We start from the raw sequence: 23,306 nt of genomic DNA, 5'->3' as shown, positions 1-23,306 counted from the left end.
CGATGAGCTTCGTCCTCCGACGAGCCGGGCAGGCCGCGATCGTTCTGATCGCGGCCTTCACGGCCACCTTCTTCCTGCTGCAGCTGCTGCCGGGCGATGCGATCCTGATCAAGTTCTCCGACCCCAGCCTCGGGCTGTCGCCGGAGCAGCTCGACGGGATCCGCGCCACCTACGGCACCGACCTGCCCTGGTGGCAGCAGTACGTGCACGCGGGGCTGGGCTTCGCGGCGGGTGACTTCGGATACTCGACGCAGTTCGGCACGCCGGTGCTGACCATGCTCGCCGAGGCGCTGCCGTCGACGCTGCTGCTCGCGTCGCTCGGACTCGTCGTGGCGCTGCTGATCGCGGTGCTCGTCGCAGGACTCTCCTCTCTCGCACCGTTCGCGTGGCTGCGCAACGGCATCCGCCAGGTGCCCGGCCTGTTCGTCGCAGTGCCGGTCTTCTGGCTCGGCATCCTGCTGATCCAGGTCTTCTCGTTCGGTCTCGGGTGGGTGCCGATCGTCGGCGCCGACCCCGTCGCGGGGCTCATCCTCCCCGTGCTCACTCTGGCCGTGCCCATCTCGGCCCCGCTCGCGCAGGTGCTGGTGCGGGCGATCGATCAGGTGCAGGCGCAGCACTTCATCACGGTCGTCCGGGCCAAGGGCGCACCGCCGTCGTGGGTCCTCACCCGCTCGGTCGCGCGCAACGCCGCACTGCCCACCCTCACGATCGCCGGTGTGCTCTTCGGAGAGCTGGTCGGCGGCGCGGTCGTCACCGAGACCGTTTTCGGTCGCACCGGCATCGGCCGGCTCACCGAGCAGGCGGTGTCGAACCAGGACATCCCCGTGCTGCAGGGCGTCGTGCTGCTGTCGGCCCTCGGCTTCGTGCTCATCAGCTTCGCCGTCGACCTCGTCACCCCGCTGATCGATCCCCGCCAGCGCGCCCTCTCGAAGGCAGGAGTCTCGGCATGACCGTCGCCGCCATCGCCGCATCGACCGACCCCGCCGTCGAGCCCCCGGAGCAGGATGCCACGGCATCCGTCCCGAGAAAGAGGGCCCGCGTTCTGCGATCCCGGCCCTGGGGTCTCTACCTCGCGATCGTCGTGGTGTCGCTCGCCGTGCTCTGGGCGCTGATCCCCGGTGTCTTCGCACCAGGCGACCCGCTCACCGGAACCCCCGCCGACAAGCTGCTGCCCCCGAGCGCGGCGCACTGGTTCGGCACCGACACCCTCGGCCGCGATCTGTTCGGGCGCGTCGTCCACGGCGCGGTGCACTCGCTCTCGGGTGCCCTCATCGCCGTCACGGTCGGGCTCGCACTCGGGACGCTTCTCGGCGCGATCGCCGGAGCCCTCGGCGGCGTCGTCGACGACATCCTGATGCGCGTGGTCGACGTGCTGCTCGCGATCCCCGGTCTGCTGCTGTCGCTGTCGGTCATCATCCTGCTCGGGTTCGGAACCGTGAACGCGGCGATCGCGGTGGGCCTCGGCAGCGTCGCCGCCTTCGCTCGTCTGATGAGGTCGGAGGTCGCACGCGTGCGGCGCAGCGAGTACGTCGAGGCGGCGTACGGCAGCGGAGGGACGTTCTTCACCGTCCTGCGGCGCCACGTGCTCCCCAACTCGCTCACGCCGATCGTCGCACTCGCGGCGCTGCAGTTCGGCACCGCGATCCTCGCGATCTCGACGCTCGGATTCCTCGGCTACGGTGCACCGCCCCCCACGCCCGAATGGGGGCTGCTCATCGCGGAGGGCCGCAACTACACCGCCACCGCCTGGTGGCTGACCGCTCTGCCCGGCCTCGTCGTGGTCGCGGTCGTGCTCAGTGCCAACCGCATCTCGCACCGCATCGGAAGGAACTCGCGATGACCGTTCTCGCCGTCGATGACCTCAAGGTCTCATACGCCACCCGCGCCGGTCAGCGCGAGGTCGTGCACGGCGTCTCGTTCGAGATCGCCGAGGGCGAGGCCCTGGCGCTGGTGGGGGAGTCCGGGTCGGGCAAGTCCACGACCGCGCATGCGCTGCTCGGCCTGCTGCCCGCCGGCGGTCGGGTCGAGGGCGGCACCGTGCGCCTCGGCGACCTCGACATCTCGGGGTGGACGGATCGCTCGCTGCGGAGCATCCGCGGGCCCGAGATCGGTCTCGTGCCGCAGGACCCGGTGACGTCCCTCGACCCCGTGCGCCCGATCGGCGCGCAGGTCGAAGAAGTGCTGAAGCTGCACGGGCACCGCGACCGTCGTGCGCGTCGGGCGCGGGTGATCGAGCTGCTCGATCGCGTCGGCATCGACGACCCCGACCTGCGCGTGCGCCAGTATCCGCACGAGCTCTCCGGCGGCATGCGGCAACGGGTGCTCATCGCGTCGGCGATCGCGCTGCGACCCCGGCTGCTGATCGCCGACGAGCCGACCAGTGCGCTGGACGTCACGGTGCAGCGCAAGGTGCTCGACCTGCTCGACGAGCTGCGCCGCGACGAGGGGACGAGCATCCTGCTGGTCACCCACGACCTCGGCGTTGCCGCGGACCGCGCCCAGCGCCTGGTCGTGCTCAAGGACGGACGCATCGTCGAGCAGGGCGAGAGCGAGACCGTGCTCGCGGCGCCGTCCGACGCCTACACGAAGCAGCTGCTCGCCGATGCCCCGGCGTTCATCACGGGGTTCCGCCGGCCCGAGGCTCCGCCCTTCCTGCGGGACGCGGCGGCAGTGGCCGCCGAGAACCCGTTCGCGATCACCGCCACCGGGCTCGTCAAGGAGTTCAGGGTCGCCGGTCGTGAGCGCTTCCGCGCGGTCGACGACGTCTCGTTCCGGGTGCGCCGCGGTACGACGCACGCGCTGGTGGGGGAGTCCGGGTCGGGCAAGACCACCACGGCGCGTCTGATCACGCGGTTCCACCAGCCGGATGCCGGTGCCATCGAGATCGACGGCGAAGACGTGACCGTGCTGTCGGGTCAGAGGCTGCGGGCGCTGCGCCGCCGCATCCAGCTCGTCTACCAGAACCCGTTCGCATCTCTGGACCCGCGGCAGCAGATCGTCGACATCATCTCCGAGCCGCTGCAGAACTTCGGTGTCGGCTCGCGTGCGGAGCGCAAGGACCGGGCGCTCGCGCTGCTCGACCGGGTGTCATTGCCGAGCGACGTCGCCACGCGCACTCCTCGCGAGCTCTCGGGCGGTCAGCGCCAGCGCGTGGCGATCGCCAGGGCGCTGGCGATCGACCCCGAGATCGTCGTTCTCGACGAGGCGGTCTCGGCCCTCGATGTGACGGTGCAGGCGCGCATCCTCGAACTGCTCACCTCGCTGCAGGCCGAGCTCGGTCTGACCTACCTGTTCATCTCGCACGATCTGGCGGTCGTACGCCGGATCAGCCACACGGTCTCGGTCATGCGCCGCGGTCGCATCGTCGAGGAGGGCAACACCGAGGAGCTCTTCCACGCCCCGCAGCACGAATACACCAGGGAGCTGCTCGCAGCCGTCCCCGGACGAACGGAGCAGCCCGTATGACCGCCCCCACGATCGCCTTCTTCACGCGCCTGCTCGACGACGCGGCCCCTGCCGAGCGGTACGCGCTGGCCGCCGAGCAGATCCGGCACGCCGAGCGATACGGCGTCGGCCGCGCCTGGGTCGCCCAGCACCACTTCCGTGCGGCGGAGGGCGGGCTCCCGTCGCCGCTCGTCTTCCTCGCCCATGTCGCGGCGCAGACGTCGCGCATCCGCCTCGGCACCGGCGTGATCACGCTGCCGCTCGAGGATGCGGTGCGCGTCGCCGAGGATGCCATCGTCGCCGACCTTCTCGCCGGCGGGCGCCTCGACCTGGGCCTGGGAAGCGGAGGGACGCCGTCGTCGTTCGTCCCGTTCGGCGAGGACGTGCGCGACAAGGCGCCGACCTACGACCGCAAGCTCCGCCTGCTGCTCGACGCCCTCTCGGGGCATGACATCGGCGCCGAGAACACCCTCTATCCGGATGCCGGCACGCTCGCAGACCGCATCTGGCAGGCGACGTTCTCGGCACCGGGCGGCCACCGGGCAGGCATCCACGGTCACGGCCTGCTGCTCTCCCGCACCCAGCCGCGGTCGACGGACGCGCTGCATGCGCCACTCTCGGCGCTGCAGGATCCGATCATCGACGCCTACCTCGCGGCGCTGCCCGACGGTGTCGCCCCTCGCGTGACGGCCTCGCGCACGGTGTTCGTCGCGGACGACCGCGCCGAGGCCCTGCGCTTCGCGGAGGTCGGACTGCGTCGCGCCGCCGAGGGCTTCCGACGCCAGGGGCAGACGATCCCCGGCGACGACCTCGACGAGCTGATCGTCGCGCTCGACACCCATCTCGGCACCCCCGAGGAGGTCGCCGAGTCGCTCGCCGCCGACGCCACCCTGGCGAGGGCCACCGAGGTGGCGTTCCAGGTGCACTCCGTCGACGCACCGCACGAGCACGTGCTGCGCTCGATCGAGCTCTTCGCCGAGCAGGTCGCCCCGGCCCTCGGCTACACCCTCACCGACACCATCAAGGAGAAGGCATGACCACCGACATCGTCGATCAGATCGTAGGGGTGACGCCCGAGCTGGATGCTCTGCGCCGGCGCCGCCCCGTCACCAGGGAGCAGCTCCAGGCGAGCTTCGACGCTCTCTTCGCGCCGGTGTCGACGACGGAGGTGTCACAGGCCGAGCGTGAGCTGGTCGCCGCGTTCGCCACGCGTCTCGCCGGCGACACCGACGCGACGGGCACGTTCTACGCCGACCGGGCCCTGGCGGCGGATCCGCAGCGCGCGACCGTCGTGATCGCCGAGGCCACGGACGCCGCGGTGACGGGACCCTTCGGCTCGTACACCGAGGCGGGCCTGCAGGACGAGAACACCGAGGGCGAGCGCTACACGCCGTCGCCCGAGGTCGCAGAGGTGCTCGGGGAGCGGCTCGCCGCGGCCCTCGCGCACACGCACCTGCTTGTGTTCCGGCCGCGCGAATCCGCGGCCGCGGACATCCAGCGGCTGGTGGATGCGGGATGGTCGGCCGACGGCATCGTCACCCTCTCGCAGCTCGTCTCGTTCCTCGCGTTCCAGCAGCGAGTCATCACCGGACTGAGGGTTCTCGCGGCCGCCGGCATCGCCGCGGCATCCGACTCCCAGGAGGAAGCAGCATGACCGAGCTTCTGCATGATGACGCACCGCACCCCGAGGCCTTCACCCGCGCCGAGGTCGGCTGGACGCCTCATCTTCCCCCTCTCGCCGAGGAGGATCTGACCGAGCGCCATTACGACGGACTCGTCGACGCCGCCCGTGCGAAGAACGACTACTTCCGGCTGCTGGCGCGCGACCCCGAGGTGCTCAAGGCGCGCACGCTCGTCGACAAGGACATCTTCTACAACGCCAAGGAGGGGCTTCCGCGTGCCGAGCGCGAGCTCTCGGCGACGGCGGCCTCGCGTCGCAACGGCTGCGTGTTCTGTGCCTCGGTGCACTCGCGCTTCGCGGCGCACCACAGCAAGCGCGTCGACGACGTCGATCTCCTGCTCGACGAGGGCGTGGACGCCGACCTCGGTGAGCGGTGGAACGCGGTGGTGGCCGCCTCCGTCGCCCTGACCGACACCCCGAGCGCCTTCGGCCCCGACGAGATCGCGCATCTGCGCGCAGCGGGGCTCGACGACCTCGAAGTGGCCGACGTCATCCACGGCGCGGCGTTCTTCAACTGGGCGAACCGTCTGATGCTCTCGATCGGGCGCCCGGTCGCGCCCGCCTAGACCCGGACGAGTTCTGCGTCAGCCCCCTCCCGCCGTCGAGGCCGGAGGGGGCTGATCGCTTTGGCGAGAGTATCGGCATTCTGCCTAGCGTCCTCATATGACGACGTATAGATTGCTAACGTCGACGCATGGCATCTGGGGGCGGAACTTCGTACGACGTCGACACCGACGTGTTGAGGGCGATGTCGTCGAAGGCCATTCGTGTCGTCGGAGAGTTGACCTCGCGTGAGGTGACGAAGCTCGGTGACGCCGGCTACGAGTGGGTGGTCGCAGCAGCGGCACGTTTCTGCACTGCGTGGTCCGACGGGCTGTCCGCCCGCGTGACCGACACCGACGACTTCGCCGACAGGTTGCGAACGACCGCACGGGTCTTCGACGAGGGCACCGATGCGGCGAAGGCCGAAGTCGACGCGATGATCTGGGCCGACTGATGGAGCTGGGGCAGACCCAGTCGCCGACCGACCTCGTGCCGGGGTCCGTGTCCGACGTCCGGGCAGCCGCGGAAGCGTGGAAGGCGCGTGGCACAGAAGCGACGCGGGTGCGCGATGACCTCGCCACGTTGGATGACGACGGCACGTGGAAGGGCGCCGCCTACGACGCATACCTCGAACGGTTCGAGCGCCAGCTGCTGCACTGGAAGCGCGCGGGGGAGTGGCTCCGTGCCGGAGCGAGCGCACTGTTCACGTGGGCCGACGCAGTGCAGTGGGCGCAGGACGAAGCCGACCGTGCGATCACGCTCTGGAACGAGGCGGAGCAGCAGGCGGCGGCGGCGCTGACCGCCCACCGTGCGCACGTGCGCGAACTGCGCGTCGGCCAAGGACTGCGGCATCCCGATGCGGACGTGCCCTTCATCGATCCGTCAGGTCCGGCGCACGACGAGGCGCGTGAAGTCCTGTTCAACGCGCGGATGACTCTCGAGGTGTACGCGGGACTGCGCGATCCGGTTGGACGAGGCCGCGGATGCGGCACGGATGCCGCTGACCGACGCGGAAGCCGCGACGCAGACCCAGCACGCGATGACCGAGGCGATCTTCACCCTCGCCGTCGTCCAGCCGTTCCAGGCGACGATGGACATGCTCGCGATCTCGGCGCAGACGCTGTGGGAGCACCCCGACATCATCCTCGAGCTCCTCGGCGGCGCTGCCACGTTCCTCGGCGGTGCCGCCGTTGCAGCCGGAGGTGGGGCTATCACCATCACCGGTGTCGGTGCGCTGGCAGGGGCTCCCGCACTCGCCGTCGCCGGAGTGGGAGTCGCCGGCGCAGGCGCGACGATTATGGGCGATGCCGCGGGACGGTGGCTCACCGAGAACCACGCGGGTGGTGATCGGATCAGGGGTCTGGATCGCGGTGACGGCCGTGACTACCTCGGCCATTTCGCCAAGGGGCAGAACAGTCCGCTGTGGGTGGATAAAGAAAGGATCGGTCTCGACAAGTTCGCGGATGAGCGCCATGTCGATGTGATCAGAACCAAGGTCAGAGTGGACTTCGACAATTCGCCGCAAAACGGTCGGTATTACGACGGCCTCGTTGAGAACTCCGACGGGACCTACACTGCAGTCGAGATCAAATCGGGGTCTGCCTACGACGAATACTTCCGCCCAGGAAGCACACAGAGGCAGTTCGACGAATTGGTCAACGGCGGCACGTCCGCGACTGGAAGGCTCGACGGCAATGACATAGCGATCACGCGGGTGATCGTGAGGAAGGAACCATGACCTCCTACGGACCGTTCGCCGAGAGAACACCTCGCGGCCAGGACGGATGGATCGATGAGGCCTTTCGAACGGCCGCGGAACACCTTCGTCTGATGCTCGGAAGCTTGGACGGTGAGGAGAAGCACACGTACATCGTCTGGCGCGGAGACGACCCCACAAGCATCGTCGGTTTCGGAGACCAGGCCAGCGATTCATTCATGCAGGCCGCAGGCTCCGCCGACGCGATGACCGTGGAGGTGCGGCTCCCGGGCCCTGAAGGTGAGACTCACCTCTACACCGTCGGCAGGCCCGATCCTGCTGACGGCGCGACCACTCTCCTCCCCATCAGTGATGACCGCGCGGTGCGAGTGTTCTCGAACGAGGTGTTCACCGCCGATGAGGCCGCGGTCATCTTCTACACCTACTACCTCACGGATTCCGTCTCGCAGCCCTATGTGCTGCGCGAACTGGATCTCTCGCACGAACTCTCGGAGGAACGATGACGCTCTACGGTCCATTCGCTCAGGCGACATCCAGCGGTCAGACAGGGTGGTTGACGGACGACTACCGGCCGATTCTCGATCAACTGCGCCGCATGCTCGACCTCCTTGGCTCAGAAGAGAGATACACCTACTCCATCTGGCGCGGCGCTGATCCGACGAGCATTGTCGGGTTCCGCGACTCTGCGACTGACTCATTCATGCAGGCCGCGGGTTCGGATGAGGGGGTGACCGTGGAGGTGCGACTGCCTGGCCCCGATGGTGAGAGCCACCTGTATGCGGTGGGACGTTCGGAACCTACTGATGGCACTACCACTCTCATCCCCATCAGCCATGACCGTGCGGTACGCGTGTTCTCGAACGAAGTCTTCACCGCCGACGAGGCCGCGGCGATCTTCTACACGTACTACCTGACGGACAGCGTCGCGCAGTCCTACGTGCTGCGCGAACTTGACCTCGCACAGGAACTCTCGGAGTTACGATGCCAGACAGTGCCGGACGCACGTACTCGGGACTGGTGAAGAACGGCGACGGCCCGAACACCTATACCGGCATCGTGATCCTCTTCGGTCCCGCGGTCGACGACTACTGCAGCCCGGAGAGCTTCGAGAGGCAATTCGACGAGGGGGTCAACGCCGGCACACCCGCGCATGGGGAACTCAATGGGTAAGCGATCGTCATCACTCGAGTGGAAGTGGAGATCATGCCGTGACAGATCACAGAACTCTCGCACGGGACCTCTCTGAGCTGCGATGAAGGTCTCGGTCCGCCACGACGCGGTCGTGGAGACGGTCGCGCAGCTCGCACTCGCAGTGAGAGCTTTCGAGCACGAACTCGACACCCTCGATTCCGAGATCGAACGGCTGGAGGCCGCGTGGGACGGGGAGGCACAGCGTGCCTACGACCTCGCACAACAGGAGTGGTCCGCTGCGATCGAGACCATGAACGGCCTGCTCGCCGAAGCCACGCGCCGACTGATCACGGCGAACTCGATATCGCTGGCCACAGCATCCACTGCGGCAGGCGTCTGGTCCTGACGCCTCTACGGGATCAGGACGATCTTGCCCGAGGCGGCACCGGACTCCACGAGTTCGTGGGCCTGCGCCGCTTCGGCGAGGGGAAGCTCGGGACCGAGCTCGATCGTGAAGTCACCGGCGGCGAGCAGGTCGACGGTCGCCGCGAGGGCCTCGGCGCGCCAGGCGAGCTCCTGCTCGGTCAGCGGCACGGGGGAGCCTCCGGAGAACGCGCGGATGCCGAACGATGCGGCGTCGGGTCCGCGCACGATCGTCGCGATGCGTTCGCGGTCGGCGACGAGTGCGAGCGACGTCTCGATGGCCTCGTCGGTGCCTGCACAGTCGAGCGCGACGGTCACGCCCTCCGGGGCAGCCTCGCGCACGCGCTCGAGCAACCCTTCGCCGTAGGCGACCGGGATCGCACCGAGTTCACGCAGCTGATCGTGCCGGGCGGGGCTGGCTGTCGCGATCACAGTGGCGCCCCAGGCGACGGCGAACTGCACGGCCGCCTGCCCGACCGATCCGGAGCCGCCGTGCACGAGCACCACGTCGCCCCTCGTGACGCCGAGCGAGCGGAGCGCCTGGTACGCCGTCCCCGCGGGGATGCCGATGCCGGCGCCCTCCGCTGCGGTGACCGCATCAGGGAGCGCGACGAGCTTCTCGACCGCCACGGCGAGCAGACTCGAGTACGTGCCGAGGGTGTCGCGGATCGCCACGCGGTCGCCCACCGCGAAGGCGTCGACGTCGTCGCCGAGAGACTCGATCACGCCGGCGCCGTCGAAGCCCACGCCGCGCGGTTCGGTGATGGGCGGCGACGGGCGCTTGGCCCCGCGGAGCTTGGCATCGATCGGGTTGACCCCTGCGGCTTCGATGCGCACCACCGCCTCGCCGCTCAGGGCGATCGGATCGGGGGTCTCGATCAGATGCAGCACGTCAGGGGAACCGAACTCTGTGTAGACGATCGCGCGAGCCATGCCTTCAGGCTACCCCCGTGCGGACAGCACCTTCATGATGCGCTGCGGGGAGACCGGCTGTGCGGTGCCGAGACGCTGCGCGAACACGCTCACGCGATACTCCTCGAGCAGCCAGCGCGTCTCGATGAGCGCGGGCGACGCATCCGGAGCGAGCGGGATCGTGCCCCCGGCATCCTCGAACACCTTCGCCATGCGCTCGAACTCGCTCATGCGGGTGCGATCCTTGCCGGGCTCACTCGCCAGGGTCTTCAGCCGATCGAGCATCCCGTCGAGGTAGCGCGGGAAGTGCGCGAGACGGTCGACGCCCGCCGCCGAGACGAACCCCGGATGCAGCAGGCCCGAGAGCTGCGTGCGGATGTCGTTCAGAGGCCCGAGCAGCGCGAGCGAGTTCTGCGACTTGATGCCGCGTTCGACATCACGCGTCTTGGTGAGGATGCGGGCGACGAGAGATACGCAGGCGAACAGCTGGTCGACCAGCGATGCCGACACGGTGTCGCGCACGCGCACGAACTCGGCTTCCGTGCGGATGATGCCGCCCGGGTGCTCCCGGTCGATCAGGTTCTGCACGACGGCTGCTCGGCAGTCCTCGATGAGTGCCGCGGCCGACTGATAGGGAGATGCGGCGAGTGCGAGCTTCTCCTGGCTGGTGAGGTGCTGCTGCACGTACGACGACGGCGAGGGTACGCCGAGCAGCACGAGGCGCAGGACACCTGCGCGGGTGGCTGCGGCCGCTGCATCCGCCGTGGACTCCACACGCACCGAGACGGTCTTGCCCTGATCGACGATCGCCGGGTAGCCGCGGACGACGCCGCCGGCGACGCGGGTGTCGAGCACGTCGGGCAGGTCGCCGAAGGTCCAGGTGGTGAGGCCGTCCTTCTCGATCGAGGAGGCGGCGGCAGCGGGCTGCGGTCCTGTCGACGGGCCGGGGCGGCGGGGCGGGGCCGCGATCGATCGTGCCACGCTGCTGCGCGCCCGGTCGGCGAGCTCGGCCTGCAGTGTGCTGAGGTCGCGGTTCGATCCCGCGACGCGCCCACGCTCGTCGACGGCACGGAAGTTCATGCGCAGATGCGCCGGCACCCGGTCGTCCTCGAAGTCGGCCGCAGAGACGAGCTGGTTCGCGAGCGGCTGGATCAGGCGGGCGAGTGCCTCTTTGAGCGTGCGGCCGGGAAGGCCCCCGTGCGACTCCGGACCTTCTCCCGTGAGCTCGGCGCCGAACTTGTCCGCCCAGTCCGCAGCGGGGACCACGTGACGACGGATCGCCTTCGGCAGCGCGCGCAGCAGACCCGTGACGAGTTCCGCACGAAGCCCCGGCACCTGCCAGTCGAAGCCCCGGTCCTCGATCTGAGCGAGCAGGGGGAGCGGGATCACGACGCTCACGCCGTCGTCTGCCGCGCCCGGTTCGAAGCGGTACGCGAGCCCGAGCACCTGATCGCCCTGCGTCCACCTCGTGGGGAACTCGTTCTGGTCGGCGCGGCTGTCGTCGTCGAGAAGGTCGGCCTCGCGCATCACGAGCAGCTTCGGCGTTGCGGCGAGCTGCTCGCGCCACCACTTCTCGAACGAACGCACGTCGAAGACGTCGGACGGGATGCGCTCGTCGTAGAAGCGGAAGACCGCCTCGTCGCCCGCGAGGATGTCGCGGCGGCGCTCCCTCTCCTCGAGCTTCTCGAGGCGCTTGCGCAGCTCGGCGTTGCTGCGCCAGAACGCGCTCACCCGCTTGTCGATGCGCGTCGGATCCCATTCGCCCTCCACCAGCGCGTGCCGGAGGAACAGCTCGCGTGAGGCGGGGCGGTCGATCCGGGCGAACTGCACGCGGCGGCGCGGGATGATCTCGACGCCGAACAGGGTCACCTTCTCGTAGGCGACGGCGGCCCCTGCATCCTTCGACCAGTGGGGCTCGGTGACCTGGCGCTTCGCGAGGTCGCCCGCGAGCGCCTCGGCCCAGGCCGGATCGATCGCGGCGACCGTGCGTGCGTAGGTGCGGGACGTCTCGACGATCTCTGCGGCCATGACCGCCGGCGGGCTCTTCTTGCGCAGGGCCGATCCGGGGAAGATCGAGAAGCGGATGCCGCGGGCGCCGCGATACTCGGCCTGACGGCGCTTCGCATCCTTCGGCGGGGTCTTGCTCTGGCCGCGGCTGGGCGTGTTCCGCTCGTCGAGGATGCCGATCTGCGACAGCAGGCCGGCGAGCAGGGCGCGGTGGATCGCGTCCGGATCCGCGGTGCCCGAGCCACCGGCATCCTTCTCCCTGACGAGCGATCGCAGCTGGCGGTGCACGTCGAACCACTCGCGCACTCGGACGTAGTTGAGGTGCTCGGAGCGGCAGAGGCGTCGGAAGGCGCTCGAGCCGAGTTCGCGCTGCTGCTCCCTGAGGTGGTTCCAGAGGTTGAGGATCGAGAGGAAGTCGCTCGTCGGGTCGGCGAAGCGCGCGTGCATGCGGTCCGCCTCGTCGCGCACGCCCTGAGGGGCGTCCTGCGAAGGTCGCTCGCGCACGTCCTGGATCGACATCCCGGCCACGATCGCCAGCACGTCGCGCGTGACGTTCGACGAACCCGATGCGGTGCGCCCCGCCTCGATGAGCATGCGGGCGAAGCGGGGGTCGATCGGGATGCGCGAGATGTCTCGGCCGATGCGGGTGAGACGAGGAGAGTCGCCGCTGCCGCTCACCGCGCCGAGCTCGGTGAGCAGGTCGACGGCCGCCTTCACGCCACGGGAATCGGGAGGGGTGAGGAACGGGAACGCGGTGATGTCGCCGAAGCCGAGCGACAGCATCTGCAGGATGACCGACGCGAGAGAGGTGCGCAGGATCTCGGGTTCGGTGAACTCCGCCCGCTTGTCGAAGTCCTCTTCGCCGTACAGACGGATCGCGATGCCGTCGCTCGTGCGCCCAGCGCGACCGGAGCGCTGGTTCGCCGAGGCCTGCGAGATGGCCTCGATCGGCAGGCGCTGCACCTTCGATCGGCTGCTGTAGCGCGAGATGCGCGCGGTGCCGGTGTCGATCACATACCGGATGCCCGGCACGGTGAGGCTGGTCTCGGCGACGTTGGTGGCGAGCACCACGCGGCGACGCACACCGGCGACCCGGCTCTTCTCGAACACCCGATGCTGTTCGGCGGCCGACAGGCGCCCGTAGAGCGGCAGCACCTCGGTGGGTGAGCGATCCTTCGAGTACGCGCCGCGCACGGCATCCGCCGCATCCCGGATCTCGGCCTCGCCGGGGAGGAACACCAGCACGTCGCCCGGCTCTTCCCTGTCGAGCTCGCGCAGCGCCGCGACGATCGCGGTCACCTCGTCGGACTCTTCGGTCTCCTCCGTCTGCGCCCGGTAGCGGATCTCGACCGGATACGTCCGTCCGGACACCTCGATGACGGGCGCGGGCTCGCCCTGCGGTGTCGCGAAGTGCCTCGCGAAGCTCTCGGGGTCGATCGTCGCCGACGTGATGATGACCTTCAGGTCGGGGCGCTCCGGCAGGATGCGCACGAGATACCCGAGCAGGAAGTCGACATTGAGCGAGCGCTCGTGCGCCTCGTCGATGATGATCGTGTCGTAGCGGCGCAGCAGACGATCGCGGTGGATCTCGTTCAGCAGGATGCCGTCGGTCATCAACGCGATGCGCGTCTCATCCGACACCTTGTCGGTGAAGCGCACCTTGTAGCCGACGAGCGTGCCGAGCTCCACCTGCAGCTCCTCGGCCACGCGTTCGGCGATCGTCCGGGCGGCGAGCCGGCGGGGCTGAGTGTGCGCGATGCGCTCGCGACCGAGGTCGAGGCAGATCTTCGGCAGCTGGGTGGTCTTGCCCGACCCCGTGGCACCGGCCACGATGACGACCTGGTTGTCGCGGATGGCGTCGGCGATCTCGTCCTTGGCGGCGCTGACGGGCAGCTCGGGAGGATAGATGATCACGGGGGAGGACATAGAACTCCCATCGTACGATTCATCCGTGAGCACTGTGTCGACGTCCTTCCCCGCAACGCGGTGGTTCCATGAGTTCGGGCGGGCTCCCCGCATCCTCGGTCTCGACGTCGCGAGAGGGCTCGCGATTCTCGGCATGGCGGGGGCGCACATCGGCGAGACCGAGGCGTTCGACCCGTTCGACCTGTCGACCTGGACCGACCTCGTGCACGGGCGCTCGTCGATCCTGTTCGCGGTGCTCGCGGGCATCTCGATTGCGCTGATGACGGGGCGAAGCACCCTGCCCGCCCCCGAACGGATGCCCACGATCCGTCTGCAGCTCGTCGGACGCGGTGCGGTGATCTTCGTGATCGGACTCGCGCTCGAGATGCTGAACACGCCGATCGCCGTGATCCTCACCCTGTACGGGCTGCTCTACGTCGCCGTCATCCCGGTCCTGCGCTGGCAGCCGTGGAAGCTGCTGCTGGCCGCAGGCATCCTCGCTCTCGCAGCGCCGACGCTGCTGGCGCTGCTCGCGGCACTGACGCTCAACCCCTACGGCGCCGGCATCAGCCTCGTGCTCTACGGCTCGTACCCGATCACCGCGTGGCTCGCCTTCGTGCTCGCAGGCATGGCCCTCGGTCGCCTGCACGTCGAGAAGCTCGAGACCGCCGCCATCGCGTTCGGTGCGGGCGTCGGCCTCATGATCACCGGCTACGGCCTCGGCCTCGTCGGAGCGGTCGCGGGGATCAACGGCTCGACGTCGGACGGCGGGTGGTCGTCAGGGTCGGGAGCGGTGTCGGGCTGGAGCACCTACCCGGATGCGCTCGCCGCAGCGGATCCGCTGGGCGCGGTGCTCCGGGCGATCTTCGGAGTCGATCCACACTCCGGCGGCACGGCCGAGATCCTCGGCTCGGGTGGTTTCGCGCTGTGCGTCATCGCGCTGTGCGTGCTGCTCAGCCGGCCGCTGCGCTGGGTGCTGCTCCCGCTGGGCGCACTCGGATCCATGCCGCTGACGGCATACAGCGTGCATGTGCTCTCGGTCGCTCTGATCGGCGGCCCCGGCGGGTTCTTCTCGAGCAACGCCTTCTGGGCGGCGACAGCGATCTGCCTTCTGCTCGCCACGACCCTGTGGTCGATCCTGTACGGCCGCGGCCCCCTCGAACGGCTGGTGGGCAGGGCCGCGCAGAAGATGGCTTCGGCGCCGGCGGGCCCGCCTGTCATCACAGGGTCATAGGGTGGGATCATGACGATTCCTGCACTCGAACTGAACGACGGCCACTCCATCCCGCAGCTCGGCTACGGGGTGTTCAAGGTTCCGGCCGACGAGACCGAGCGGGCCGTGAGCGAGGCGCTCGAGATCGGCTACCGCCACATCGACACCGCCGCCATCTACGGCAACGAAGAGGGTGTCGGCGCGGCCATCGCCGCCTCCGGCATCGCCCGCGACGAGCTGTTCATCACCACCAAGCTCTGGAACGACCGTCACCACGACGACGAGCCGAACGCGGCGATCGCCGAGAGCCTCGAGAAGCTCGGCCTCGACGTCGTCGACCTGTACCTCGTGCACTGGCCGACCCCGGCGAAGGACGACTACGTGCATGCGTTCGCCAAGCTCATCGAGCTGCGCGACGCCGGCCTCACCCGCAGCATCGGCGTCTCGAACTTCCTCGTGCCGCACCTCGAGCGCGTGGTCTCCGAGACGGGCGTGACCCCCGCGGTCAACCAGATCGAGCTGCACCCCGCATACCAGCAGCGCGACGTCGTCTCCTGGGCCACGGAGCACGGCATCCGCATCGAATCGTGGGGTCCGCTCGGACAGGGCAAGTACGACCTGTTCGGCACGCCGGCGATCGCCGAGGCCGCTGCCGCCCACGGTGTCACCCCTGCGCAGGCGGTGCTGCGCTGGCACCTGCAGAAGGGCTTCATCGTCTTCCCGAAGTCGGTGCGCGCCGAGCGACTGCGCGAGAACCTCGACGTGTTCGGCTTCGAGCTGACGGATGCCGAGATCGCATCGATCGACGCCCTCGACCCGCTCGACGGCTCGGGCCGGGTGGGCTCGCACCCGAACGACGTCAACTGAGACGCACTGCTTCGGCAGATGACGCCCCGTGTCGCTTCTCGCGACACGGGGCGTCGTCGTGAGTAGCGTCAACGGCATGACAGCTCCCTACCGCGTCGTCGCCGTGTCCGGCTCCCTGCACGAGCCCAGCAAGACCACGGCGCTCGTCCGTGCGATCGCCGCGGCCGTCGCCGAGCGCGCCGAGGTCGAGATCGAGGTCATCGAACTCACCGACATCGGCCCCTCGCTCGCGGGAGCCCTGCGCCGCGACCATCTTCCGGCGAACGTCGAGGAGAAGCTCCTGGCCATCGAGGCGGCAGACCTGCTCATCGTCGGCAGCCCCGTCTACCGGGCCTCGTTCACGGGCCTGTTCAAGCACCTGTTCGACTTCGTCGGTCAGTACGAGCTCGTCGGCAAGCCGGTGCTGCTCGCGGCGACCGGCGGCGGCGAGCGTCACGCGCTGATCATCGAGCACCAGCTGCGTCCGCTGTTCGCGTTCTTCCAGGCGCTGACCCTTCCGCTCGGCGTCTACGCCAGCGACACGGATTTCGACGGCTACGTGATCGCCTCGGACGTGCTGCATTCGCGCATCGCCCTCGCTGCCGAACGCGCGCTGCCCCTCGTCGGCTATGCGGCATCGCGGCCCGCGGAGCAGCTCCTCGTCTCCTGACCGGCGTAGCGTGAGCCCATGACCAACAGGCTCGCCGACACGCTCAGTCCGTACCTGCGGGCACACGCCGACAACCCCGTCGACTGGTACCCCTGGGGGTCCGAAGCCTTCGCCGAGGCGCAGCGTCGCGACGTGCCGCTGCTGATCTCCATCGGCTACTCGACCTGTCACTGGTGCCATGTGATGGCGAGGGAGTCGTTCGCCGACCCGGCGACCGCCGCGCTGATCAACCGCGACTTCGTGGCGATCAAGGTCGACCGCGAAGAGCACCCGGACGTCGACGGCGCCTACATGGCCGCGGCGTCCGCGTTCACGCAGAACCTCGGGTGGCCGCTGACGGTCTTCACGACGCCCCGCGGCCGCACGTTCTACGCCGGCACGTACTGGCCACCGGAGGCGCGGCAGCCGATGCCGGCGTTCCGCGACGTGCTCGCGGCCGTGCACGAGGCATGGACCGTGCGCCGCGCGCAGGCCGAGGAGTCGGCGGATGCGGTGACCGAGGCGCTTGCCAGGGCGGCGGCCTCGACTCCCTCCGACCTTCCGGATGCGGCGGCCCTCGCCGCGGCCGCCGACACGATCGCCCAGCGCGAGGACACGCTGTTCGGCGGGTTCGGCGGTGCGCCGAAGTTCCCGGTCGCGACGACCCTGGGGCTGCTGCAGACACCGCTCGTGCGGCGCGAGGCTCCGGACGCCGCAGCCGCGGCCGGTCGGGCGCTCGCCGCCATGTCGGCATCCGCTCTGCGCGACGCCGACGGCGGCTTCTTCCGCTATGCGACGCAGCGCGACTGGACCGTGCCGCACTACGAGCGGATGCTGACCGACAACGCCCAGCTGCTGCTCGTGGCTCTGGATGCGGGGGACACCTCGACCGCGCACGGTGTCGCTGCGTTCCTTGTGGGCACTCTGCGCCGCGAAGGCGGCGGATTCGGTTCCGCGCAGGATTCGGAGTCGTGGATCGACGGGCAGCGCAGCGAGGGCGGGTACTACCTGCGGCCGGTGTCGGAGCGGGCGGGGCTCGAGCCGCCGGCCGTCGACGGCAAGGTCATCACGGGGTGGAACGGGCTGGCCATCGCAGCCCTCGCCCGAGCGGGGGCCGCGCTCGGGGAGAGCTCGTGGGTGCAGGCGGCGGCCGATGCCGCCGAGTTCGTGCTGCGGGTCAACCGGGATTCGACGGGAGCCCTCGTCCGCGCGTCTCTCGACGGTGGCGCCTCGGGTGCGGTCGCGACCACCGCCGATGTCGCGCTCCTGGCCGACGGACTGTTCGCGCTCGCCGGGGCCACCGGCGAGGCGGTCTGGGCCGTCGAGGCGCGCCGTCTGCTCGACACGGCGATCGAGGGACTCGACGGCGATCCGCTGCTCGCCGCTCACGGCATCTCGGCGTCGCCCGATCAGACAGACGGAGACCTGCCGTCGGATGCGGCGGCCGTGGCTGCCGCATCCCTCACGGCGTGGCGGCTCGGCGCGGGGGATCGGTATCGGGAGGCAGCCGCCCGACGGGTGCGCGAGCACGCAGCACAGGCCGTGTCGCAGCCGTTCGCGCACGGCAGCCTGCTGCGCGTCGCAGCGGGTCTCGTCGATCCGCCGAGGCAGCTGGTCGTCGTGACGGAGGCGCGGGAGGGCGCACTCGCCTCCGCCGCGCGCACGGCGGATGCCGACGTGATCGCGATCGTCACACCGGTGCAGGCGAGGGCGTTCGCGGACGCCGGCTTCGAACTGTTCGAGGGCAAGGGGCGCGGTGGCGAGCAGGCGTTCGACTGCCGCGCGTTCGTGTGTCGGCTCCCGGTGAGCGACCCCGCCGAGCTTCCCCTCTCGCGCTGAGTCGTCAGCGAGCGTTGCGCGGGTGCTGCCGCGCGGCGCGCTCGTTGCCTCGGCGATAGTTCCCGGTCAGTCGTGCCATCAGCAGCTGCGCGTCGCCCTGATCCACCTGAGCCAGGAACTCGCTCGCCCTGGCTCCGCGCAGCACTGTCGCGGTGACCCCGTGATGACGGATGACCACGTCGTCGCCGCGCACCGCGAACTCGAAACCTGAGGGGCTGCCCATGCTGAGATCGTAGACCGCCCGCTTCACCGCGTAGGATGTGCAGTCTGCTCAGCGGTTCGGGGATCGCACCCCGCCGGTTGCGCGCGTTGCGCACCGGATGCTGCACCGATTGCCCACCCTCCGATTTTCGGTCTAGTGTTGCGCGACAGCAGGCGCCGCCACCAGGGGCGCCGCTGGATCACAGCAAGGATGCTCTGAGAATGCCCCTCCCCACCCGCGCCGGCCTCGACGCCGTGCCCGCCTACCGCCAGGGGCGCTCCGCCCCCGCCGGTGCCTCGAAGCTCTCGTCCAACGAGTCGCCGCACCCGCCGCTCCCGTCCGTCGTCGAGGCCGTGCAGCAGCGCCTGGCGTCGATGCATCGCTATCCCGACATGAGCGCCGCGGCTCTCCGAGAACGTCTGGCCGCACGCTACGACGTCGACCCAGCCGTCGTCACCGTGGGCGCGGGCTCGGTCGAGCTCGCCTCCCAGCTCATCCACGCGGTCGCCGGCGACGGCGACGAGGTGATGTTCGCCTGGCGCTCGTTCGAGGCATACCCGTCGCTGGTGCGAATCGCCGGGGCGACTCCCGTCGCGGTGCCGTTGAACGCCGACCACGTGCACGACCTCGACGCGATGCTGGCCGCGATCACCCCTCGTACACGCCTGATCTTCGTATGCAACCCGAACAACCCGACCGGGACGGTCGTCGCTGCCGCTGCGCTGGAGGCCTTCGTCGCCGCAGTGCCGCACGACGTGCTGGTCGTGATCGACGAGGCCTACGTGCACTTCGACCGCACCGAGTCCTACGGCGCGGGCATCGAGCTGTTCCGACGGCACCCGCACGTCGCGGTGCTGCACACGTTCTCCAAGGCGTACGGACTCGCGGGCCTGCGCATCGGGTATGCGCTCGCCCCGGTCGAGATCGCCGACAACCAGCGAAAGGTCGCCGTGCCGTTCGGCGTGACCGACCTCGCGCAGACGGCGGCCCTCGCCTCGCTCGACGCCGAGGACGAGCTCGCCGTGCGCATCGACGAGGTCGTCGTGCAGCGCGATCGGCTGCACTCGCTGCTCGTCGCGGCGGGCTGGCCCGCCGTCGCCTCCCAGGCGAACTTCGTGTGGGTGCCCGCGGGTGACCGCACCGACGAGCTCGAGCTCCTTCTTCGCGAGGGCGGCGTCGTCACGCGGGCGTTCCCCGGCGAGGGCGTGCGCACCTCCTCGGGTTCGAGCGAAGACATCGACCGCGTGCAGGCCGCGCTCCACATCCAGACCGCTCCGCAGGAGGCACACGCATGACCGAGGTCCCCACCACCACGACGACGACCAAGGGGCTGCACCCGGGCCTCACCCGTCGCCAGATCTCGATGATGGGGCTCGGCGGTGCGATCGGCGCCGGTCTCTTCGTGGGCTCGGGGCAGGCGATCAGCATCGCCGGCCCCGCTGTGCTGATCTCGTATCTCGTCGCCGGTGGCATCGTGGTGCTGGTCATGGCGATGCTCGCCGAGATGGTCGCCGCCCGTCCGAGCTCCGGGGCATTCAGCTCATACGCCCAGAAGGCGATGGGACGCAGCGCCGGCAGCGCGGTCGGCTGGCTCTACTGGATCCAGCTGGTCGTCGTGATCGCAGCCGAGGCCACGGGAGCCGGTGGCATCATCTCGGCGTGGATCCCCGGCATCCCCGCGTGGGTGTGGGTGCTCGTCTTCGTCGTGGCGCTGACCGCAGTGAACCTCTTCGGAGTGCGCAACTACGGCACATTCGAGTTCTGGTTCGCCGCGATCAAGGTCGCCGCGATCATCGTGTTCCTCGTCGTCGGCGTGTGCGCGATCGTCGGATTCATCCCCGGGGTGCCCGCCACCGGAATCAGCAACCTCGTCGACAACGGCGGCTTCGCCCCGAACGGCATGACCGGGATCGCTGCTGCTCTCCTGATCGTGGTCTTCGCGTTCGGCGGCACCGAGGTCGTCGCGATCGCGGCCGCGGAATCCGACGACCCCGCGCGCAACATCCGCCGCATCGTGCGCGAGGTGCTCGTGCGCATCCTGATCTTCTACGTCGGCTCGATCTTCGTGATCGTGTCGGTGCTGCCGTGGAACGACCCGGCCGTCAAGGACGGTCCCTTCTCGGCCGTGCTCGACACGCTGCAGCTGCCGGGCGTCGGGCTCGTCATGGACCTCATCGTCGTGATCGCGCTGCTTTCGGCCATGAACGCGAACATCTACGGGGCGTCGCGCATGGCCTACTCGCTCGGCGAGCGCGGTCTCGCGCCTCTCGCGGCGACCCGCACCACCCGCAACGGCGTGCCCGTCGTGGCCGTCCTCGCCTCCGTCGCGTTCGGCTTCATCACGGTGGGACTGAACTGGGCGTTCCCCGATGTGGTGCTCCCGGCGCTCCTCAACGTCGTCGGGTCGACGCTGCTGGTCATCTGGACCGCGACCGCGGTGTCGCAGATCATCCTCCGCCGCCGTGCCGATCGTTCGGGCGAGCAGATGCCGATGCGCATGTGGGGCTTCCCCTGGCTGTCGTGGCTGTGCCTGGCGCTGCTCGCCGGCGTCATCGCGCTCACGATGATCGACGAGGCCGCACGCGTGCAGCTGCTGCTGACCATCGGTCTCACCGCGATCCTGCTCATCGTCGCCCGACTGACGCGCGATGTCTCGCGCCCCGGCGTCGCCAGGGAGCGCGGGGGAGCGGTCGAGGACTGACCGTGCGCATCGATCGCCTCGACGCCGAGCTCATCCGGATGCTCACGGAGTCGCCGCAGCTGCCGATCCTCGAGTGCGCGCGCCGACTCGGCGTCGCCCGCGGAACGGCGACCAGTCGTCTCGCCCGTCTGCACGAGGGCGGTGTGATCGAGGCGATCGTGCCGAGGGTCGACCCCGCAGGCTTCGGCTACGGGGTGGTGGCGTTCTGCCTCGTCGAGATCGATCAGAAGGTCGGTCACGACGAGGTCGCCTCAGCGCTCGCCGATGCTGTGCCGGAGATCGTCGACATGCACACCGTCACCGGGGCGAGCGACATGCAGCTGCGGCTGGTCGCGCGCGACGCGACGCAGCTGCAGGAGGTGCTCGACCGCGTCGCGCTCGTGCCGGGCGTCTCGCGCACGGCGTCGTCGATCGCGATGCGCACGCATCTGTCGGGTCGGGTGCTGCCGCTGGTCGAGCACGTCGCCGGCGAGGTCGACTGAGGTCTGCTGACGCGTCAGATCCAGCCCGGCATCCAGTTGTGCAGGAGCCAGAAGTCGTACGGCACGCTCATGCCTGTCCACACGGGATAGAAGAAGGCCGAGACGAGCACCACCACCGCGAGGATGATGATCACGGTGCGCTCACCCGACTGCCGTCGGTGCAGGGGATCCTCTCGACGCCCGGCGATCTGACGCAGCACCACGGCCAGTCCGATCACGAGGAACGGCGCCATCGCCACCGTGTAGAACTGGAAGATCGTGCGCTCGGGGAACATCAGCCAGGGAAGGTAGGTCGCGGCCAGCCCCACCAGCGGGAAGGTGAACGCCGGACCCATCGGCTGCCGATCGATCCATCCCCGCACAAGCCGGTAGAGCAGGTAGACGGCTGCCGCGACCCCGGCGTACCAGATGATCGGGTTCGGGATCGTCGAGATCACCGCGATGCAGTGGTCGACGCCGCAGGGCGCCGGGTCGTCGCTCACCCACACCGCGGTCGGTCGCAGCAGCAGCGGCCACTCCCACGCGGGGCTCGCGTAGGGGTGGCCTTTGACCAGGCCGACATGGAAGTTCAGGATCGCCTCGTGGTAGTTCCACAGCGCGATCAGCGGGTTCGGGTCGCTCTGGCGCGCATAGCCGCCGGAGGTCACCAGCCATCCCGTCCAGCTGGCGAGATACACCCCGACGGCGGGGAGCACGAGCAGCACGAACGACACCGGACCCTGGCGGAACGCCGCGGCGGTCGGCCACAGCACGACCCCCGCGCGGCGCCTCGCGAGAGCATCCGTCACCACCACGTAGAGCCCGAAGGCGGCGAGCGCATACAGGCCCGACCATTTGACGGCGCAGGCGGCGCCGAGGGCGAGACCCGCAGCGATCAGCCACGGGCGACGCCACAGCACCGGCCCCCACATCGGGTCGGGGGAGTCGGGGTCCGGGCGTTCGAGCAGCGGGATCGCGCGGTCGCGGTCGTACAGGATGAACAGGGCGCCGAGCAGCAGGAAGAAGGTCAGCGGACCGTCGAGCAGTGCGGTGCGGCTCATCACGATGCTCAGGCCGTCGATCGCCAGCAGCGTTCCGGCGACTGTCGCCACGACGATCGATCCGGTCAGGCGCCGGGCGACCAGATAGACGAGCAGCACGGTGGCGGTGCCGAGCAGGGCTGTCGCGATCCGCCATCCGACCGTGTTGTCCGGGCCGCCGACGGCCATGCCGAGGGCGATCAGCCATTTGCCCAGCGGCGGGTGCACGATGAAGGAGCCGACGTCCGACAGCGGCAGCTCCTGCAGGGTGATGAACGCCTCGTTGGCGTCCTTTCCCCACGTTCCCTCGTAACCCAGGGTCCACAGCGACCACGCGTCCTTGACGTAGTACGTCTCGTCGAACGCGAGCTGGTGCGGGTGGCCGAGATTGACGAGGCGCAGCACCGCGGCCAGCGCGGTGACGACGAGCGGCGCGAACCACCGCATCATCCGTCCCCAGTCGGGGTCTCGCAGGATGCGGTCGCGCAGCTGGCCATAGCGCGTCAGCCGCTCCTCGGGGGGAGGCAGCAGAGGCACGGGCGCGGTCACCGCTCCAGCCTAGACAACCCGCAGCGGACGTCCCGCCTAAGCT

Annotated in this window: 23 protein-coding genes and 1 pseudogene; 20 read left to right on the top strand and 4 right to left on the bottom strand. The window is 69.6% G+C overall.

The window, feature by feature from the left end; genetic code table 11:
- Window positions 1-2: 2 nt before the first annotated feature.
- From OD997_RS06915 to OD997_RS06855, 13 genes and pseudogenes are all read left to right on the top strand, one after another.
- Entirely contained in the window at window positions 3-950 is a 948-nt protein-coding gene (locus tag OD997_RS06915; protein ID WP_434330948.1) for an ABC transporter permease, read from the top strand.
- A complete protein-coding gene (locus tag OD997_RS06910) occupies window positions 947-1,840 on the top strand; it encodes an ABC transporter permease (protein ID WP_434330946.1) in 894 nt (297 codons plus the stop codon). Before OD997_RS06915 ends, OD997_RS06910 begins: the two co-directional genes overlap by 4 nt.
- Window positions 1,837-3,465 (top strand): dipeptide ABC transporter ATP-binding protein, encoded by a 1,629-nt coding sequence (locus OD997_RS06905; RefSeq protein WP_434330945.1) that lies wholly within the window; start codon window positions 1,837-1,839, stop codon window positions 3,463-3,465. Before OD997_RS06910 ends, OD997_RS06905 begins: the two co-directional genes overlap by 4 nt.
- A complete protein-coding gene (locus OD997_RS06900; protein WP_434330944.1) occupies window positions 3,462-4,481 on the top strand; it encodes a putative FMN-dependent luciferase-like monooxygenase in 1,020 nt (339 codons plus the stop codon). Before OD997_RS06905 ends, OD997_RS06900 begins: the two co-directional genes overlap by 4 nt.
- Complete coding sequence (locus tag OD997_RS06895; RefSeq protein WP_434330943.1) at window positions 4,478-5,098, top strand: CMD domain protein; 621 nt, start codon at window positions 4,478-4,480, stop codon at window positions 5,096-5,098. Before OD997_RS06900 ends, OD997_RS06895 begins: the two co-directional genes overlap by 4 nt.
- Entirely contained in the window at window positions 5,095-5,691 is a 597-nt protein-coding gene (locus OD997_RS06890; protein ID WP_434330942.1) for an alkylhydroperoxidase domain protein, read from the top strand. Before OD997_RS06895 ends, OD997_RS06890 begins: the two co-directional genes overlap by 4 nt.
- 128 nt (window positions 5,692-5,819) lie before the next feature.
- Window positions 5,820-6,122 carry a hypothetical protein gene (locus OD997_RS06885; protein ID WP_434330941.1) on the top strand — a complete coding sequence of 101 codons (303 nt, stop codon included), beginning with the start codon at window positions 5,820-5,822 and terminating at the stop codon, window positions 6,120-6,122.
- Window positions 6,122-6,589 (top strand): annotated as a pseudogene (locus tag OD997_RS06880) (putative T7SS-secreted protein); the annotation flags it as partial. The gene OD997_RS06885 and the pseudogene OD997_RS06880, both read left to right, overlap by 1 nt.
- 118 nt (window positions 6,590-6,707) lie before the next feature.
- Entirely contained in the window at window positions 6,708-7,406 is a 699-nt protein-coding gene (locus OD997_RS06875) for a hypothetical protein (protein ID WP_434332388.1), read from the top strand.
- The gene (locus OD997_RS06870; protein WP_434330940.1) at window positions 7,403-7,888 is read left to right on the top strand and encodes a hypothetical protein; all 486 of its coding nucleotides are present in this window, start codon (window positions 7,403-7,405) and stop codon (window positions 7,886-7,888) included. Before OD997_RS06875 ends, OD997_RS06870 begins: the two co-directional genes overlap by 4 nt.
- 50 nt (window positions 7,889-7,938) lie before the next feature.
- A complete protein-coding gene (locus OD997_RS06865) occupies window positions 7,939-8,406 on the top strand; it encodes a hypothetical protein (protein WP_434330939.1) in 468 nt (155 codons plus the stop codon).
- Window positions 8,403-8,555 carry a hypothetical protein gene (locus tag OD997_RS06860; protein ID WP_434330938.1) on the top strand — a complete coding sequence of 51 codons (153 nt, stop codon included), beginning with the start codon at window positions 8,403-8,405 and terminating at the stop codon, window positions 8,553-8,555. Before OD997_RS06865 ends, OD997_RS06860 begins: the two co-directional genes overlap by 4 nt.
- A gap of 82 nt (window positions 8,556-8,637) precedes the next feature.
- Window positions 8,638-8,922, top strand: coding sequence for a WXG100 family type VII secretion target (locus OD997_RS06855; RefSeq protein ID WP_434330936.1), 285 nt, complete (start codon window positions 8,638-8,640; stop codon window positions 8,920-8,922).
- A 5-nt stretch (window positions 8,923-8,927) separates the two neighbouring features.
- Here the strand turns inward: OD997_RS06855 and OD997_RS06850 are convergent, their stop codons facing one another.
- Window positions 8,928-9,872, bottom strand: coding sequence for a quinone oxidoreductase family protein (locus OD997_RS06850; RefSeq protein ID WP_434330935.1), 945 nt, complete (start codon window positions 9,870-9,872; stop codon window positions 8,928-8,930).
- A gap of 9 nt (window positions 9,873-9,881) precedes the next feature.
- Entirely contained in the window at window positions 9,882-13,784 is a 3,903-nt protein-coding gene (hrpA, locus tag OD997_RS06845; RefSeq protein ID WP_434330934.1) for an ATP-dependent RNA helicase HrpA, read from the bottom strand.
- 25 nt (window positions 13,785-13,809) lie between these two features.
- Here hrpA and OD997_RS06840 point away from each other — a divergent pair, with 25 nt between their 5' ends.
- From OD997_RS06840 to OD997_RS06825, 4 genes are all read left to right on the top strand, one after another.
- Window positions 13,810-14,997 (top strand): heparan-alpha-glucosaminide N-acetyltransferase domain-containing protein, encoded by a 1,188-nt coding sequence (locus OD997_RS06840; protein WP_434330933.1) that lies wholly within the window; start codon window positions 13,810-13,812, stop codon window positions 14,995-14,997.
- A gap of 9 nt (window positions 14,998-15,006) precedes the next feature.
- The gene (locus OD997_RS06835; protein ID WP_434330932.1) at window positions 15,007-15,843 is read left to right on the top strand and encodes an aldo/keto reductase; all 837 of its coding nucleotides are present in this window, start codon (window positions 15,007-15,009) and stop codon (window positions 15,841-15,843) included.
- Between the two features lie 76 nt (window positions 15,844-15,919).
- The gene (msuE, locus tag OD997_RS06830) at window positions 15,920-16,492 is read left to right on the top strand and encodes an FMN reductase (protein WP_056313590.1); all 573 of its coding nucleotides are present in this window, start codon (window positions 15,920-15,922) and stop codon (window positions 16,490-16,492) included.
- Between the two features lie 18 nt (window positions 16,493-16,510).
- A complete protein-coding gene (locus OD997_RS06825; RefSeq protein WP_434330931.1) occupies window positions 16,511-18,310 on the top strand; it encodes a thioredoxin domain-containing protein in 1,800 nt (599 codons plus the stop codon).
- A gap of 4 nt (window positions 18,311-18,314) precedes the next feature.
- On the opposite strand, the gene OD997_RS06820 is transcribed toward OD997_RS06825, so the two are convergent.
- The gene (locus OD997_RS06820) at window positions 18,315-18,533 is read right to left on the bottom strand and encodes a hypothetical protein (protein ID WP_434330929.1); all 219 of its coding nucleotides are present in this window, start codon (window positions 18,531-18,533) and stop codon (window positions 18,315-18,317) included.
- A 200-nt stretch (window positions 18,534-18,733) separates the two neighbouring features.
- On the opposite strand from OD997_RS06820, the gene hisC reads away from it, so the two are divergent.
- The 3 genes from hisC to OD997_RS06805 are packed head-to-tail and all read left to right on the top strand — an operon-like array spanning window position 18,734 to window position 21,695.
- Complete coding sequence (gene hisC / locus OD997_RS06815) at window positions 18,734-19,807, top strand: histidinol-phosphate transaminase (RefSeq protein ID WP_434330928.1); 1,074 nt, start codon at window positions 18,734-18,736, stop codon at window positions 19,805-19,807.
- Window positions 19,804-21,213 (top strand): amino acid permease, encoded by a 1,410-nt coding sequence (locus OD997_RS06810; RefSeq protein WP_434330926.1) that lies wholly within the window; start codon window positions 19,804-19,806, stop codon window positions 21,211-21,213. The genes hisC and OD997_RS06810 overlap by 4 nt, the downstream gene beginning before the upstream one ends.
- 2 nt (window positions 21,214-21,215) lie before the next feature.
- A complete protein-coding gene (locus tag OD997_RS06805; RefSeq protein WP_056312405.1) occupies window positions 21,216-21,695 on the top strand; it encodes an Lrp/AsnC family transcriptional regulator in 480 nt (159 codons plus the stop codon).
- A 14-nt stretch (window positions 21,696-21,709) separates the two neighbouring features.
- On the opposite strand, the gene OD997_RS06800 is transcribed toward OD997_RS06805, so the two are convergent.
- Window positions 21,710-23,263 carry a dolichyl-phosphate-mannose--protein mannosyltransferase gene (locus tag OD997_RS06800; protein ID WP_434330925.1) on the bottom strand — a complete coding sequence of 518 codons (1,554 nt, stop codon included), beginning with the start codon at window positions 23,261-23,263 and terminating at the stop codon, window positions 21,710-21,712.
- Between the last annotated feature and the right edge of the window lie 43 nt (window positions 23,264-23,306).

It is taken from the genome of Microbacterium sp. CGR1, from assembly GCF_051062835.1.
In the GTDB taxonomy this organism is placed as follows: domain Bacteria; phylum Actinomycetota; class Actinomycetes; order Actinomycetales; family Microbacteriaceae; genus Microbacterium.
This window is presented reverse-complemented; position numbering and strand designations above follow the sequence as displayed.

What these genes read in the sequence shown, in the direction of transcription:
- hisC (WP_434330928.1), top strand. Translation starts at nt 18,734, where the DNA reads ATGCCCCTCCCCACCCGCGCCGGCCTCGACGCCGTGCCCGCCTACCGC.
- OD997_RS06910 (WP_434330946.1), top strand. Translation starts at nt 947, where the DNA reads ATGACCGTCGCCGCCATCGCCGCATCGACCGACCCCGCCGTCGAGCCC.
- OD997_RS06915 (WP_434330948.1), top strand. Translation starts at nt 3, where the DNA reads ATGAGCTTCGTCCTCCGACGAGCCGGGCAGGCCGCGATCGTTCTGATC.
- OD997_RS06850 (WP_434330935.1), bottom strand. Translation starts at nt 9,872, where the DNA reads ATGGCTCGCGCGATCGTCTACACAGAGTTCGGTTCCCCTGACGTGCTG.
- OD997_RS06810 (WP_434330926.1), top strand. Translation starts at nt 19,804, where the DNA reads ATGACCGAGGTCCCCACCACCACGACGACGACCAAGGGGCTGCACCCG.
- OD997_RS06820 (WP_434330929.1), bottom strand. Translation starts at nt 18,533, where the DNA reads ATGGGCAGCCCCTCAGGTTTCGAGTTCGCGGTGCGCGGCGACGACGTG.
- OD997_RS06835 (WP_434330932.1), top strand. Translation starts at nt 15,007, where the DNA reads ATGACGATTCCTGCACTCGAACTGAACGACGGCCACTCCATCCCGCAG.
- OD997_RS06895 (WP_434330943.1), top strand. Translation starts at nt 4,478, where the DNA reads ATGACCACCGACATCGTCGATCAGATCGTAGGGGTGACGCCCGAGCTG.
- OD997_RS06905 (WP_434330945.1), top strand. Translation starts at nt 1,837, where the DNA reads ATGACCGTTCTCGCCGTCGATGACCTCAAGGTCTCATACGCCACCCGC.
- msuE (WP_056313590.1), top strand. Translation starts at nt 15,920, where the DNA reads ATGACAGCTCCCTACCGCGTCGTCGCCGTGTCCGGCTCCCTGCACGAG.
- OD997_RS06900 (WP_434330944.1), top strand. Translation starts at nt 3,462, where the DNA reads ATGACCGCCCCCACGATCGCCTTCTTCACGCGCCTGCTCGACGACGCG.
- OD997_RS06825 (WP_434330931.1), top strand. Translation starts at nt 16,511, where the DNA reads ATGACCAACAGGCTCGCCGACACGCTCAGTCCGTACCTGCGGGCACAC.
- OD997_RS06855 (WP_434330936.1), top strand. Translation starts at nt 8,638, where the DNA reads ATGAAGGTCTCGGTCCGCCACGACGCGGTCGTGGAGACGGTCGCGCAG.
- OD997_RS06885 (WP_434330941.1), top strand. Translation starts at nt 5,820, where the DNA reads ATGGCATCTGGGGGCGGAACTTCGTACGACGTCGACACCGACGTGTTG.
- hrpA (WP_434330934.1), bottom strand. Translation starts at nt 13,784, where the DNA reads ATGTCCTCCCCCGTGATCATCTATCCTCCCGAGCTGCCCGTCAGCGCC.
- OD997_RS06875 (WP_434332388.1), top strand. Translation starts at nt 6,708, where the DNA reads ATGACCGAGGCGATCTTCACCCTCGCCGTCGTCCAGCCGTTCCAGGCG.
- OD997_RS06870 (WP_434330940.1), top strand. Translation starts at nt 7,403, where the DNA reads ATGACCTCCTACGGACCGTTCGCCGAGAGAACACCTCGCGGCCAGGAC.
- OD997_RS06890 (WP_434330942.1), top strand. Translation starts at nt 5,095, where the DNA reads ATGACCGAGCTTCTGCATGATGACGCACCGCACCCCGAGGCCTTCACC.